The sequence below is a fragment of the Paraburkholderia sp. BR10882 genome, assembly GCF_040948855.1.
In the GTDB taxonomy this organism is placed as follows: domain Bacteria; phylum Pseudomonadota; class Gammaproteobacteria; order Burkholderiales; family Burkholderiaceae; genus Paraburkholderia; species Paraburkholderia nodosa_A.
This window is the reverse complement of the sequence record NZ_JBFPKP010000028.1, coordinates 57554-70841: the sequence shown is the minus strand read 5'-3', so window position 1 is coordinate 70841 and position 13288 is coordinate 57554. Positions and strand designations below refer to the sequence as shown.

The window sequence follows — 13288 nt, the reverse complement described above, 5'->3', positions numbered from 1 at the left end:
GCCATTCGTTATTATTTTTATAACGAATGGAGATCAGCATGGCTACGCTGCACCCGGGCCTTCCGGAATTGAATCTGCCTTCGCGTCAGGGTGGCAGTCCGTCAGTCAGTTCATGGCTGCTGTCCTATCCGATGTTTCGCGACGCCCTGCAGCGCGAGGAAACAGATTTTGTCGCACTGCCGTCGTACGTCAGGCTTCCCGTTCTGAGAAGGATGGCGGAGTCGACGGATGCGTCGTCTGCCCGGTGGACAGACCTGGGTGGGGTGCGCGCCTCCTATATCGAGCTCTGTACATCCTGTGTTGCGGACGTCGTGCGGGATCACCTGTCGGCCGGTGCAAACAAACCGGCGACCGCCGGTGAAGCCGCGGACGAACTTGAAACGCTCTGTTCGATATTTCCTGCGGCCCGGGTGCCTCTTGTGGCGAGACCTCCGTGCCTGCTCAGTCCCGGTGTGGGCTTTTTCCTCGAGGGTTGGGCGCGCTTTCTTGCGTACTGGTCCCGCAACGACAGGACGATCCCGTTGCTTGCCGTCGACTGGCAGGCCCTGTATGGGCGCCTGACTGACGATCTGCCCGGCGGCGCCAAAGCCGCGGCGAAAGTCCGGCAATCGCTTTTCTGCATCGCGTGACGCAACGCAACTACGTCTGGTCCGCGGCGGTGGGCGCTCCTGCGGGTATTACATCGGGTCTGGATGTTCTCGAACCTGCTTTTGCTGAAACCAGATGTACTTGCTGGCGGCTCACCGCTGCCTCGAGACGGTAGCGGGGCCCTTTTTGTGACAGGCGCAAAAATACCGAACTGAGCTTCCCCTGGGTGTTGTTTTAAGCCACTGCCAGGTTGCCTTGGCCTCGCAAAGCCGGTATGTTTACTGTTCCAAAAGTTATGACGGTTTGTGAAAAAACCGAGCTTTTGGCGTGTGTTTGCGAACCCACTGCCCGATATGGTCCGTGGGTTCTTTTTTGGTTACTTCGGATCGCGAACGATTTCTGTGCGATTGGGAAAGGCCGCTCGCAATCACGCAGCACGGCTGACCGGGGGGCAACTGCCTTGATTAGCCGATCCGGGCAGAACGCCCTCTATTGGGGGCTCGGGATCGCGGGGTATGCCGCCGGCTCAGGTGCCCTTCGCTGCCTTCGAGAGCGCTTCGGCGAGCTTGTCGAAGTAGCGCAGCGCGGCAGGCGTGAGTTCGATCTGCTTGCGCCGGGTGTCCTCGGTGTCGGAGAGGGTGAGCCATCCTTTCTCGCGCATGGACGCGATGCGACCGTGAAGTGTCGCAGGAGAGCCCAGTTCACTGTGTCCAATCATGTCCCGGACCGACAACCGGTCCTTGTTCTGTGACGCGCGAGCCACGAACTCGAGAATCTTCTCTTCAAGCGGATCAAGCGCTGGCAGCGTGGGCAAGCCACGAATGGCTTCGGTCAGTTGCAGGAAACGAAGATAGATGTCTGCAGGTCGTTTCATTGCTTTCGCCCATACGCGATGGGTGCGCACGCCGCGAAGGCGCGGGTCAGCTATGATTGGGAAGGAAAAGCGAATGGAACAATTATACCGTCGTGGGAAGCTTGCGCTTACATTTCTGGTCCATAGCTGGCACTGTGTTTGTCTATGTGCTGATGCTCTGGGTCGATGAACTGATCTTCCTGGATGCCGCGTTTCCGCGTTGGGTGGAGTGGACCTATCTTCCGGCTGGCATCCGGCTTTTGAGTACGCTGCTGCTGGACGCGGACGGTGCGATTGGGCTGCAGGTCTCCGCCTTGCTGGTCGATTTCTTTCACTACTTCCCGAACGACCCCGTGCGGGCAATCGCGGGCGCGATCTTCAGTTCGGCCGGCCCGTACGCGGTCTATCGCCTCGCCCTGGAACGCTATGGCCTGAAGGCGTCGCTGACGAATCTCACGCCTCGGCGCCTTATAGTGCTCGCGTTTGCTGTCGCACTCACGAACTCGACGCTACATCATCTCTGGTTCGCAATGACGGGCAATACGCAGGACATCCCGCAGAGTTTCATCACGATGTTTGTGGGCGATCTGCTGGGCGCGCTGATTCTCCTCTATATCGTGAAGGGCACGCTTGCCCTGCTGCCCAGACATCCCAGTCAGTCCTCACGCATGACCGACGGCATGTTCAGGATCCCGCTGGCCCTCGATCTTGCCTTCTACAACCGCCTGGCTTGACGGCAGATATGGGGTGCACGGCCCGTCAGGGCTCGAACAGGGCTATCGAAGGTTCTCACCCTTGCGGGATTGATTGCGCTCGGGGGGCGTGAGTCTGGGCAGGCCGCGCAGCATTGAAAGCGCCTGGAGAGTCGTCGCGAATCGCGACATTTCAGCCTGGATGCAGCACCGCGTCGAGATGAAGGATGTCAACAATCGGACATAACGCCACGAGGCGGGGTGCGATTGCGCCTCATCGCAACCCGCTCATGACTCTAGCGTGCGGCCTGATTGTTATATGCATTGGTCAGTGCAACGTGAATGCTGAACATCCCGTTCGTGAGCCGGGAATCGCCCGGGCGTTTCGGGAGCAAAGCCAGCAATCCCTTCATCGCATACAGCACGATTAGTGTGCCGGTGAGGTCGCCCACAAACATGCTGAACAGGCTTTCGAAGAAATGCTCGGTCGCACCGGTCAACGCAAACCACAGGTGATGCAACAGCGGATTCGCGACTGAATACGCAACGGCGAGCACAAGAAGCCGGGTCGGCGTGAGATTCGTCAACGATGCGCGCAAGCCGTAATATTCTCTCGCGAACCTGTACACCAGATACGGAGCCGCTGACCCAAGTATTGCGCCAGCGATCGCTCTCACAGGGTCATGCGGGAACCAGTAAAGAAAATCCGTTAACAGACCAGCAAGCAGCAAGCCAAGGAAACCGTCGACACCAACCAGTAGCGTGCTCAAAAGCCGTATGCCGGAAGGAAGGAATATCCAGTTGATGCCCCGTACAAACGAGGTATGCGCAAACACCTCCTGATTGATCCAGAGTGACGCCACAAACGCGATCAGGGTTGCCGCGATCGACCAGAAATGTATACGTAAGCTCAACATTACGATGAACTCCCTTTCCCTTCGGACTATGACTGGCCAATCATAGCGCCCGCGTGTGGTTCTGCGAAATGCATCTTCAACAGCCGATGCTCAAGCTGAAGGTTAGTGCCCGGGTCGCAATGCTGACCGCTGCGAATCTCGCGACGCGTGAAGTCATCGCAACCAGAGACATCATCAGGAGAGTTGCGCGAGAGGAGGGGCATCATCGCGGACGGCATGGTTATCATCATGCCGGTGATTACGCAGTCCGCGGGGTTCTATCATGATGGTATTCGCGGCCACAGCATGCTGCGTGTCGTTGGAGGAAACAGGTACGCCGCGTGCTGTCATGCATGTGTAATGGCTTCGAATCTGGGGCACAAATGGAAATCGATACCACAGGATGGTTCCCATTGGACGACTATACGCCGGCCCGGGAGGGCTGGTACGAAGTTAGGCTCACGACCGGAGATACGGCATTCTCCCGGTTTATCGACGGACATTGGACGGAGCAACCCGTGCTTCTGTTCACGCACTGGCGTGGTCTGAGTGCGGATCCGGGGGACTCGGCCGACAGTGAGCACATGGACGCGCAGGCTGCCGCCGCACAGGGCGTACGAGCGGTGTGGAACGCGTTTTTCCCCGCAGTGGGGGATAAGAAATAGCTGCTGTCACTTGCCCATGCAGCAGCGCCAGAGAGTGATCCGATCTGGGCAGAAGCAGGGTGCTCGAAGCAAGCATCCGCGCGAGGAGACGCGCCCAGGGAAAGAAGAATTCTGAAGATCTTCCTCTATGGTGCGACGAACTGATCTTACCCCCGGGGGTTGACGGGGAACCTTGAGCGTCATTCGTTGTAGACGCACCTTCTACTCGCGTTACGAGTTGCGTCGTTGCCGAAACTCAGAAGGTGTCAGGGAGAATCGCCGCCGGAAGATCTGTGCGAGACGATCCCCGTTTGTCCAGCCGCAACTTTTCGCGATTCTGTCGATTGAGAAATCGGTCTCTGCCAGCATGCGCGAGGTCAGATCAAGTCGTGCCTGCAGCAGGTACTCGAAAGGCGTGACGCCTCGGACGAAATGATGCGGTGTGCAGAAGGAGAAATGGCTTGGGTCGATCGCGCCTGCCGCTGGTTAACGACAGCTATCGCCGATCCTGAATGTCTATGGCGGGCGGATTCTGCCAGGGGTCCGCGGATGCGATCAAGCGACCTCGGTTAAGGCATTTATGAAGGTATTTGGTAAACTAAAGGGTGAGGAATCAGCGAACGCTTAAATTTGCCAAGCAAATCGAAGCATCGCGCTCGAATGCTAGGCGCTCCATTTTCAAGAATCACTGGTCGACCACCGGACACGCGTCAGGTACTGCAACGGCCGCATTGGCGCGATCAATTAACCTGTCAGTTGACCAAGTTCGCGACGGACATGCGATAGATCTGACCGGCGCCGCGGCAATCGCGCATTCGAATCGCGTGCTGGAGAGGTAGCACTTCCCGGACTTCCTGCGAGTTCGCGCGAGGGCAGAGCATCGCCAACCAGGACGCCATTCCTCCGTCTAGAATCAGGCCGCTGGTTTCTTGCAGGCGATGAACATCGATCGCTCGTTCGTCTTCGCGCCAAGTAGACCACTTCGGCTCGCGCCCACCGCATCCGCGTCTTCGTCGCTTCGGTCGATCACGTCGAAACCAGCCGTCTTGCAGATCTCCCCAGCTGCCTCGAAGCACTTGTCCCAGCCGCGGACGAAGCCGCTGCAGTTCAGCGTGTAGGCAGGTCGCCCATCTGGGGCAGAGGCTCGCGGCACAGTACGCGGATAGCGTGCTTGCGATGATACCCAGTCACCCGGAGAAACTCGTCCAGTATCTCGCGCTTTTCGTTCCGATCAGAACGGCGGTACCGCTCACCGACTGCCTCAGTCAATTCCCTTCGTGTTGTCATGCTGAGCCGCCTCGTCATAAGTCGTCCCCGTCAGCATTCTGACGGGTAACAAATTACATGAGGCGACAGGCATCGCTTGGTAGCGAAAATCTTGAGTCAATGCGACCGGCCATGCTGCTTGACGCTGTCTACTGACTGATCGATATGACGTTTTACCTCGCCAATAGGGGCACTGGTCATCGCGACTCCAGACGTTTGACGCGTTCCTCGAGGGCCGCCACTCGCTCGGCCAAGCGCTCGTAGCACTTTTGGCATGGCTGCTGTTGAGGCGTTGGGAAGCGAGGGAGGATCGTCTTACTCGCGACCTTCAGTCCATCGTCAATCGTCTTCCCGCGAAGCGACTCGAGTACAGTCGCACCAGCTTGGCCGATGCCGGTCATCGACGGCGGCAGTTGGCAGGAAACCTGTTGGAGCATTTTGAGCGCATCGTCAATCGTGGTGCTCTTGAAGACGCCCCCCTGGCGAGCCGTGTGCGCAGCTTCGGTGAGAAGATCCCGTGCAATCCGCGGCAGGTCGCCTTTGTCCGAGGTAAGGAGCACGGCAAGATCGGCGGAATGGCGATCGAGAACCTCCAAAAGCCATTGCCCAGCAGGATACTGTGCGACTTGACTGTCACGAATCTGCTGCATTTCTCCTAGCTTCGCCTGTTCACCTTTGAAGAGGGTGTTGACGGCGCACGACACGGGCTGCTGGAGGATCTGTGTGACGGTGCTTGCGGGGGCGCCGTTTATATCCGAGTAGGACATGTTCGAAGTCTCGGCTGTCCCGTATCCCTGCTCACCACAGGCTGCCCCGGGGCCACCATTCTGGGCAGAGAGCTGCCCGGAAGAGATGCTGTAGTAAATGATGCCACGTGAGTTCGTGAGGCCTTGCGTGAAGTTAGCAGTGCCTCCCGGGGGGCCGACGAAATTCAACTGGAAGGCGACGATCGGATGCACGGCAGGCAGTTCGAAGGTTCCGACTTGGTCGGTGCCGTTTGGGTCGGTGTAGGTGAACGTAGCGGTTGTCACGCCTCCCGCGTCGTTGGTACCGAGCGCGATATTCAGCTTCGACCGGCTCGGCAGTGTGTCGCCGTTGATGGTTGCGAACTGAGGAGCGGTTCCGTAATCGTAGGGCCAGCAAGGCAGCCATGGTGTCGTCCCCGGCTCTGGTGTATAGCCCGACGGCCAAGTAGAAGGCGCTCCGCCCGACCAATACTGAATGTAGTAGTTGAGACTCCCACCCTGCACGATCACGATGTACTGAAAGATATTGACCTGGCTGGTCTGGCAGTATTCGCCCGCCGGCGGATAGCAGTTAAGCTGAAGGCTCCAACCACTACCGTCAGTAGTGGCAACGTCCTCGGTGACCTCAAGGAGGACCGACAGATTCTCTAAGTTATTGCAGTTGTCGATCAAAACGGCGTTGGAATTCGAAGCGTAAGTCATACACCCTCCGCTAAAAACAAGCCTAGACAACGTATGTCATGGTCCTTTCGGAATCGCTGCAGTAGTGTGCGGTGCCGTACAGAGCGTTTTGTTTTATGCGTTTTGCATTGTTAATTTGGCTGGCTGACTTCGGTGTGAAATTTGTAATCCTGAACTTGGATGGCAAACATATTTCACGCACAGATTCGTGAAGTCGCATGTGCCCAGGGCTCGCTCCGAATCGCTAAGCCGAGATGCTGGCAAGCACCGATGTCACCGACATGATCGCGGCTACGCACGGATGCGGGTGTCGATAGAGATTTCGAACGTAAGGCCGTTGTCTGTGTGAACAGCGGACATTCAAACGTCTACCTGAACGTCTGGTCCAATGTCTCTAGATGGCCGAATTCACGCATTCGCCCTCATAAGACGGCCATCGCGCGCATGGCCGCCCCTTTGCTCAGTTCGCCATGCGTCGTTGCGCGCCCATCGAGCCGCCTGCTAATCGCAGACAAATGCCTGTCACGCACTTTGTCTGCGCCCAGGCCGAGAATTCTCCCAGTTAGTGCCACAATAAGCACGCATCAGTGCCAGCAATATCCCGTCACGGAGGCGGACGTGGTTCGCATCGCAAATACAGCGGTTTGCGCGACGGTGAACGGAATTAACGCATCCCGTTTCTTCCGATATTTTGCGTCGGTTCTTGTTGGTGCGATGTTGGCACCAGGTTCGGCGCAGGCTCAGTCCCTTTCGTTCGACTCATTTGCTGTGCCCTCCGGTAGCGCACCGCACGATGTCGCGCCAGAGTCTGGTGGCACCGTCTGGTACACCGCGCAGGCGCAAGGCGCAGTCGGAAGGTTGGACCCGCGCAGCGGCAAGTCCGAGCGGATCCCGCTCGGCAACGGATCGGCGCCGCACGGCGTGATCGTCGGTCCGGATGGAGCCGCATGGATCACCGACGGCGGGCTGAACGCGATCGTACGCGTCGATCCGAAGACACTCGCTGTCGCGCGCTTCCCGTTGCCTGAAGACCGACAGAATGCCAACCTGAACACGGCGGTCTTCGACAAACGGGGGCACCTTTGGTTTACCGGACAGGGCGGAATCTATGGTGAGCTTGACCCGCGCAGCGGCAGCATGCGCGTGTTCGATGCGCCGCGAGGGCCGGGCGCCTATGGCATCTGTGTCACCCCTGATGGCAGCTTGTACTTCGCTTCATTGGCTGGCAGCTACCTCGGCCGCATCGATCCGGTGAGCGGCGCGGCGGAGGTCATCGAGCCGCCAACACCGAAACAGGGAGCGCGCCGGGTATGGTCCGATTCAAAAGGACGCGTCTGGATCAGCGAGTGGAACGCAGGAAAGGTGGGAGTGTTTGACCCGGCGACGCACCGTTGGCGCGAATGGAAACTCCCGGGCTCCGATCCGCATGCTTATGCGATATTCGTTGACGACAGAGACATCGTCTGGCTCAGCGAATGGAGCACTAATGCGCTAGTGCGCTTTGACCCAAGAACCGAACGATTCGAGACGTTTGCGCTGCCGCGGCCACACGCGAACGTACGCCAGATGATGGGCCGGCCGGGAGAAGTCTGGCTGTCGGAGTCTGGCACGGATCATCTGCTGCGCTATGGCCGCCGGTCGTCGCTGCCCAGCTAATCGCCTCACGGTCGCAGCAGTCCAGCGCGAACGTTACGCGCAGCGGCGTGCCATCGTCGCAACGGAACTCGAAGCCGTCGGAGCACCAGCGGGTATTGCTGCGGTCCACGGCAACGCGACCATCATGCCGCCGCTTGTCTCGCCGCACGCCGGGGCGACGCAGCAGCAACTGGTGCTCACGCATAACGCGATGCACACGCTTGTGGTTGATGCACGGCGCACCGGTCTGTTCCCGACTACGCCGCAGCAGCGCCCAGATACGCCGGTAGCCGTAGGTTGGCAGTTGCGCCACATGTCCTCGAATTTCCTCGACCAGCCCGGCATCGTCGCTTACGCGGGCACGGCGACCATCGCGCCAGTCGGACGGACGAACCCGCTTCACCGCCACGGCAGAGCGCGCCACGCCGAGAACTTCGCAGACCGTTTTCATCGGTCGTCCCCCGGCAGCAAGGGCGAGCGCGCAATCAGGTTTTTTGAGCGGCCCCATTCCACGGCTTCTTTCAGGATTTCGACCTCCAGCGTCTTCTTCCCGAGTAGCCGTTGCAGTTCCTTGATTTCCTTGATGGCGGCGGCCAACTCAGATGCCGGCACAACGGTCTCGCCTGCCTTCACCGCCGCCAGACTGCCTTCCTGGTATTGCTTGCGCCAGCCGAACACCTGGTTGGCGTTGACGCCGTGCCGACGTGCCACAGCCGATACCGATGCTCCCGGCTCCAGCGTTTCCTGCACGATGGCGATTTTTTCCTGCGCCGTGCGCCGACGACGGCGCTCTGGCTCGGTCAGAATTTCGATGGTTTCCACGTAATGACTAGGCTTACTGATAGGCACAAGACTATCCCTTATTTTAAGAGAGTCCTTGTGTCCTCAGATACGTGGGGCCGCTCCAGCCACTGAAAAGTCAGGAGAAGAGTTCGGATACATCCAGCAAGACGTCGCCGTCGCAATAGTCAGAAACGAGTAAGCCGCACACGTATGCAAACTCGCGTCATTGGCTTTGGCACGATGCCTTTGGCAACTGCCGGGCACGATTCGAAATGTGGATCAACGCTTAAGTTCGCAGCGCTGCTGCCGTAATCCATAGCTACTTCCCGCTTACCAGGTCCTTTGTCTGCATGGTAATCGCTTGCAGGCCTTTTTCCACGATCTCGCGCCAGTCGCTGGAAGTCACGACCTGCTTAGATTCGTTGACGCTAGTCTTAATAGAATCTTCTGCAAAACCGCCCGGACCACGGCCATCAAGTCGCCGCGCTGGCAGAACCTATCCGGCTTTCGCCTGCTCCTCAGGGCGACGCACGCGCTTTGATGGAGGCTGCGATGGGGAGCGCAGCCGTTGAGGACAGCGACCTCCGCGACAATCCATTGAAAGTTGTCTGGAATGGAAAGGCGTTGGCCACCGATGCAGTCTTCGGGCAATCGCACGGGGATATGCCGCGCGCAAACGACGTGCGGATGGCTTTGCTCGCTAGCGCGACTTTACGCTCATCTCCCGATCCGGACGACGAAGTCAGGGTTCCCTCCTCCTACGAGGCAAATCTGACCATTGAAGTAAAGCGCGAGATCAAGGTCCGCATCGGACAAGGCCGATTTCGGGCTGCGCTGCTGCAGCTTCATGATGGATGCATGGTCACCGAAGTCACAGAAGCCGACGATGTGACGCTTACTTTGCAAACAGATAGCAATGGCAACCTAATCGTTGATAGTGCAGGAAACCCCGTGCTGTGTACACTCTACGGCGATTACTACGCTGTACGTAGCGCGGGTGCGGATTGCACCGCTTTCGCGAGCCAGGTTACGCCGTAGAGCTGGTTGATAGCTCCAAGTCGAAAGCGCGTACAACTGCTGCTGGCTGCGGTTTCCGCACTACGCAGAATGGGGACGACCTTCATCGGGACAGCCACCAATAAGATAACCCGTGGCACCAGCGGACACCGGCACGATCTGTATGACGTGCCGGTGGCGAATGTACATCGTGTGGTGCCAGTCAGCCCTCGCGAAGTCGTTGAACTGCTTGCTCTCTTTCCTCGCCGCACCGATCTCGGGATGCCTGCACACGTACCCTCGTCGCCATCCTTGCCGGCTCTCCAGGAAGCGCGCTCAGCAGGGTCCGCGACCAGCACACAGCGCGCTATTCTGGTCTCCCCTCGGGAATTGGTGCAGTCACTGAGTATTCGCCGCAACGGACAGGTCTGATTTCTCATCTCGCGCTACTTCTAATCGGGCTTGTCGGCCGGACCATAAGCGACAGACGGTCCTCTTCCGGTATTGGCGATATGGTCGATGAGCGCGAAGAACGGGTCCACCGCATACCCGGCAATGAACGCGAGTGCGAGAGGCGAAGCCGAAATGGAGCTGTCCATGAACTTGTCGAATAGCCCGATCACCGTGCCCACGATCGCAGCGACGATCACGCGCGCGTGATTGGAACAGCGCGCATGCGACGCGTGATAGGTGTAGCTTCGGGTTCGGGCGCACAGGTCCCGAAGAATGAATGCGAACGTGCCAAGGACCGCGTATAACACCGGCAGTAAATACGCGATGATTGCGCTCCAGAAAAAATCGCTGGTGTGTTCAGCATTCTGCGCCATTGCCCGAATGTCCTGATACACCGCGAGTTTTTCCATGCCATCGTCGATGGCGTGCTCGGGTCCTTTGGGCTTGGGGTCGTCCGTGTCGGCATTGCTCCACCAATTCTTTGGGAGCAGCATCGGCAGGGTGACTTCGAGATTTTCTCTACGGGTCGAAGCGTTCGCCATCCACGGCGACTCGTAGGGGTTCTCGCTGCCATGAAGGGAGAGCCGTTCGAGCCAGATTGTTTCCGCGTAGAGCTGGCGGTTGTTGCGCGCGAACTCCTGAAGCTGTTCCTTTATCACGAGAACAGAGGGTGTCAGCGCCAGATCGGCGTCGATCCCGGGTATCTCCCCGGAGACACGCGAGATGCCTTGCTTGGACGAGACTGGCGTTAGCGGAGTTTTTTGAAGGGATTCGAAGGCATTGCATCGACTTTTAGTCGAGGTAATGGAAATGCGCTGCCGTTCCAGGGCCTCGTGGAGCGGAATGGCGATTTTGTCGTTCTTGTCGATCAACGCCTTGCCGCTCTCGGAAAGCTTCGAGTCGACGAACATGACCATGGAGGCGGGCACAATGATCAGCGTCAGCAAGAGCGCAAGCGAGAAATAACGCCGTGCCGCTTTCCTCGCCGCCTTCATGACTTTCGGATCGAGCGCCTCCGCGGTGACGGGCTTGATTGCGTTAGCCAGATCGCTTTGCGCGCAATACAGCTTCGCTTGAAGTGAAGCGGCCCATTCGCCGCGCATTTGCGCTTCGCGAGCCATCGCAATCGTTTCTGAAATCTCGAGTTGGATCGGTTTTCCGGCGCGAGCGGCATAGGCCAGCATCCTTTCGGAGTCTTCAAGGAGCTTGACGACGGATGGACCCATAAAGGTAGGACTGGACATGAGCCACCTCGAAGTGAACGCTGTTGGCAAGGTACGAGACCTGGATCGCGTCCCTTGAGCATGCATCGTGCCAATCGGCCGGCGCGTTGATCCAGCGGACATACCTGGCGCATCATTCAAATCGGTGTGCCAGGTGTTGCCTCGTGACCAACGCTTCTTCGGATCATGCGTTCGGCGGATTGCGTCGGCGCGGAGGGCACCGCCACGCGCAACGAGCCCAGTTCCGCCTGGTACTGACGCCAGTGCTCGCTCGTGCACCAGACTTCTCGCAGCATCCGCGAAAGCGACGCCGCATGTGCGTCGCGGGCGAGGCGCGATCGCATGGCGAGCGTCCGGCAATCATCGTCAGTCTCGATGAGCGCGCGTAGCGAGCGTCGGTCAGGCTGGAGGCGAGGCCCTGCGAGGACAGCGCGTCTCGCGCAAAGGCCGGGTCGCCGATCGCAACGGCGTTGCCGAACTCGGCCCACTGCATCGACGCAGGCCGGGAGCCGGTGCAGTGCCAGGTCCTCGTGGCGAGGTCGGCGAGAGCCCAGCGCGCAGCGCCATTGAGCAAACGCTCGCGTACTTCGGCCCCGCTGCCGGCCAACATGTGGCCGCGGCCGACGATGCCGATCGTCGTGAAGCGCGCACCAGCCGCTCGATACAGATAGGCGTGCGGCAGCGCGGCCACCATGAGCGGGGCGATGGCGCGCCGCGCGTCGCAGCCGATTGCGAACGTCCGCGCGACCCAGGGGCGGCGGCAGCGGTAAAAAAGGGTCGCGGTGACCGCGCGGCGCCCTGAGGCGTCGACGATGCGGCTCTCGCGCCGCCGGCGCGTGGAATCTTGCTCTGCCGGCCAGGCCGGCGCACGGCGCGGCAGGAATTCGATGCGTCGGTTGCGCTTGACGAGGGCGAGCAATGCGCGCTCGAGCGCTGGCCCCTCGAGATGAGCCGCCGGGGCAGTGTCGATGATCTCGGGCTCCGGCGATCGCCACGCGATGGCTCTCGTGCGAACGAATTCATGTGGATGAATCCCGAGTTCAACGAGCTCCGCAATTGACTTCATGGGCACGGCCTCGACCACTTCCCCTACGATGCGCGGCGTACGTGGGTGGAATCGGTTCCGGTGCGTTGCGTCAAAATTGTGGGCCAACATACACAGACGAGACGAATCGTGCTGACGCTCCGCTGATGGCCAACATCGCAACGCCCGAGACGTTCAAGGCACTTCGGCACCTGGTCACAATACTGGACGACCTCTACGGAACCATGCCGTTGCTGGACAAGCTTGCCGACCACATCGGACGGATGATAGCGGCGATGCGATCAGACGGCGTCATCACGCCGCATTCTTCCGTTGCCGATATCCACGCCGAGATTCAAGAAAGCGATTCACCTGATTCTTCGAGGCGTTTGCCACCCGGGCGGGCGCACATGCCGCCGCCTCAGTCACCTTCAATGACGAGATATCAAGAGGCATCGTCGAGACGCACGTCACCTACGGGGTATAAAAATGACGCGACTAAAGAGGCTGACCAATATGGCGGCACTGCTGTTCATGGTCTGTTGGTGTCTCGCCTTTCTCGTGCCAGAGGAGTCAATCTGCGAACACGGCACACATACGGGCGGGGAGCACCCGACGGATGCGCACATTATGTCCTCCCGGCGATCGTCTGGAGCCACTGACCGCTCTCGCCGGCCGGTCTGAGTTTCCCTCTCAGCGCGACACAATTCGGCCATGCAATTGGCGAACAAATGCGGACATTTACTGCTTTGCTGCGGAACGACGCAGCCGATCTCGTCGGATCGTCCGGCATGCTTGACTATTCGCA

The 13288-nt window shown here is 59.2% G+C and carries 11 protein-coding genes and 1 pseudogene; 5 read left to right on the top strand and 7 right to left on the bottom strand.

The window, feature by feature from the left end:
- Positions 1–38 precede the first annotated feature (38 nt).
- The gene (locus AB3X99_RS37420) at positions 39–629 is read left to right on the top strand and encodes a hypothetical protein (RefSeq protein ID WP_368619832.1); all 591 of its coding nucleotides are present in this window, start codon (positions 39–41) and stop codon (positions 627–629) included.
- A 485-nt stretch (positions 630–1114) separates the two neighbouring features.
- Here the strand turns inward: AB3X99_RS37420 and AB3X99_RS37415 are convergent, their stop codons facing one another.
- Entirely contained in the window at positions 1115–1462 is a 348-nt protein-coding gene (locus tag AB3X99_RS37415; RefSeq protein ID WP_254343104.1) for a winged helix-turn-helix domain-containing protein, read from the bottom strand.
- Between the two features lie 134 nt (positions 1463–1596).
- Here AB3X99_RS37415 and AB3X99_RS37410 point away from each other — a divergent pair, with 134 nt between their 5' ends.
- Positions 1597–2175, top strand: a complete 579-nt coding sequence (locus AB3X99_RS37410) for a hypothetical protein (RefSeq protein ID WP_368619831.1) — start codon at positions 1597–1599, stop codon at positions 2173–2175.
- A gap of 254 nt (positions 2176–2429) precedes the next feature.
- On the opposite strand, the gene AB3X99_RS37405 is transcribed toward AB3X99_RS37410, so the two are convergent.
- Positions 2430–3050 carry a hypothetical protein gene (locus tag AB3X99_RS37405; protein WP_368619830.1) on the bottom strand — a complete coding sequence of 207 codons (621 nt, stop codon included), beginning with the start codon at positions 3048–3050 and terminating at the stop codon, positions 2430–2432.
- Between the two features lie 362 nt (positions 3051–3412).
- On the opposite strand from AB3X99_RS37405, the gene AB3X99_RS37400 reads away from it, so the two are divergent.
- Complete coding sequence (locus AB3X99_RS37400) at positions 3413–3694, top strand: hypothetical protein (RefSeq protein WP_368619829.1); 282 nt, start codon at positions 3413–3415, stop codon at positions 3692–3694.
- A 210-nt stretch (positions 3695–3904) separates the two neighbouring features.
- Here AB3X99_RS37400 and AB3X99_RS37395 read toward each other — a convergent pair whose 3' ends face one another.
- Together AB3X99_RS37395 and AB3X99_RS37390 are read right to left on the bottom strand one after the other, a co-directional pair.
- On the bottom strand, positions 3905–4144 hold the full coding sequence (locus tag AB3X99_RS37395) for a helix-turn-helix domain-containing protein (protein ID WP_368619835.1): 240 nt from the start codon (positions 4142–4144) through the stop codon (positions 3905–3907).
- Positions 4145–5136: 992 nt separating this feature from the next.
- The gene (locus AB3X99_RS37390) at positions 5137–6387 is read right to left on the bottom strand and encodes a hypothetical protein (RefSeq protein WP_368619828.1); all 1251 of its coding nucleotides are present in this window, start codon (positions 6385–6387) and stop codon (positions 5137–5139) included.
- Positions 6388–7080: 693 nt separating this feature from the next.
- Between AB3X99_RS37390 and AB3X99_RS37385 the strand changes: the two genes are divergently transcribed.
- Positions 7081–8022, top strand: a complete 942-nt coding sequence (locus AB3X99_RS37385; RefSeq protein ID WP_368619834.1) for a lyase — start codon at positions 7081–7083, stop codon at positions 8020–8022.
- Here AB3X99_RS37385 and AB3X99_RS37380 read toward each other — a convergent pair.
- Positions 7991–8814 (bottom strand): annotated as a pseudogene (locus tag AB3X99_RS37380) (IS3 family transposase); the annotation flags it as partial. The gene AB3X99_RS37385 and the pseudogene AB3X99_RS37380 overlap by 32 nt on opposite strands.
- 522 nt (positions 8815–9336) lie before the next feature.
- Here AB3X99_RS37380 and AB3X99_RS37375 point away from each other — a divergent pair.
- The gene (locus AB3X99_RS37375) at positions 9337–9822 is read left to right on the top strand and encodes a hypothetical protein (protein WP_368619827.1); all 486 of its coding nucleotides are present in this window, start codon (positions 9337–9339) and stop codon (positions 9820–9822) included.
- A 410-nt stretch (positions 9823–10232) separates the two neighbouring features.
- Here the strand turns inward: AB3X99_RS37375 and AB3X99_RS37370 are convergent, their stop codons facing one another.
- Together AB3X99_RS37370 and AB3X99_RS37365 are read right to left on the bottom strand one after the other, a co-directional pair.
- Positions 10233–11477, bottom strand: a complete 1245-nt coding sequence (locus AB3X99_RS37370; RefSeq protein ID WP_368619826.1) for a hypothetical protein — start codon at positions 11475–11477, stop codon at positions 10233–10235.
- Positions 11478–11640: 163 nt separating this feature from the next.
- Positions 11641–12540, bottom strand: a complete 900-nt coding sequence (locus AB3X99_RS37365; protein WP_368619825.1) for a hypothetical protein — start codon at positions 12538–12540, stop codon at positions 11641–11643.
- Between the last annotated feature and the right edge of the window lie 748 nt (positions 12541–13288).

Bases quoted from the DNA above. Each gene is read 5' to 3' on its own strand.
- AB3X99_RS37400 (WP_368619829.1), top strand. From the start codon at position 3,413: ATGGAAATCGATACCACAGGATGGTTCCCATTGGACGACTATACGCCG.
- AB3X99_RS37390 (WP_368619828.1), bottom strand. From the start codon at position 6,387: ATGACTTACGCTTCGAATTCCAACGCCGTTTTGATCGACAACTGCAAT.
- AB3X99_RS37375 (WP_368619827.1), top strand. From the start codon at position 9,337: ATGGGGAGCGCAGCCGTTGAGGACAGCGACCTCCGCGACAATCCATTG.
- AB3X99_RS37415 (WP_254343104.1), bottom strand. From the start codon at position 1,462: ATGAAACGACCTGCAGACATCTATCTTCGTTTCCTGCAACTGACCGAA.
- AB3X99_RS37370 (WP_368619826.1), bottom strand. From the start codon at position 11,477: ATGTCCAGTCCTACCTTTATGGGTCCATCCGTCGTCAAGCTCCTTGAA.
- AB3X99_RS37420 (WP_368619832.1), top strand. From the start codon at position 39: ATGGCTACGCTGCACCCGGGCCTTCCGGAATTGAATCTGCCTTCGCGT.
- AB3X99_RS37405 (WP_368619830.1), bottom strand. From the start codon at position 3,050: ATGTTGAGCTTACGTATACATTTCTGGTCGATCGCGGCAACCCTGATC.
- AB3X99_RS37385 (WP_368619834.1), top strand. From the start codon at position 7,081: ATGTTGGCACCAGGTTCGGCGCAGGCTCAGTCCCTTTCGTTCGACTCA.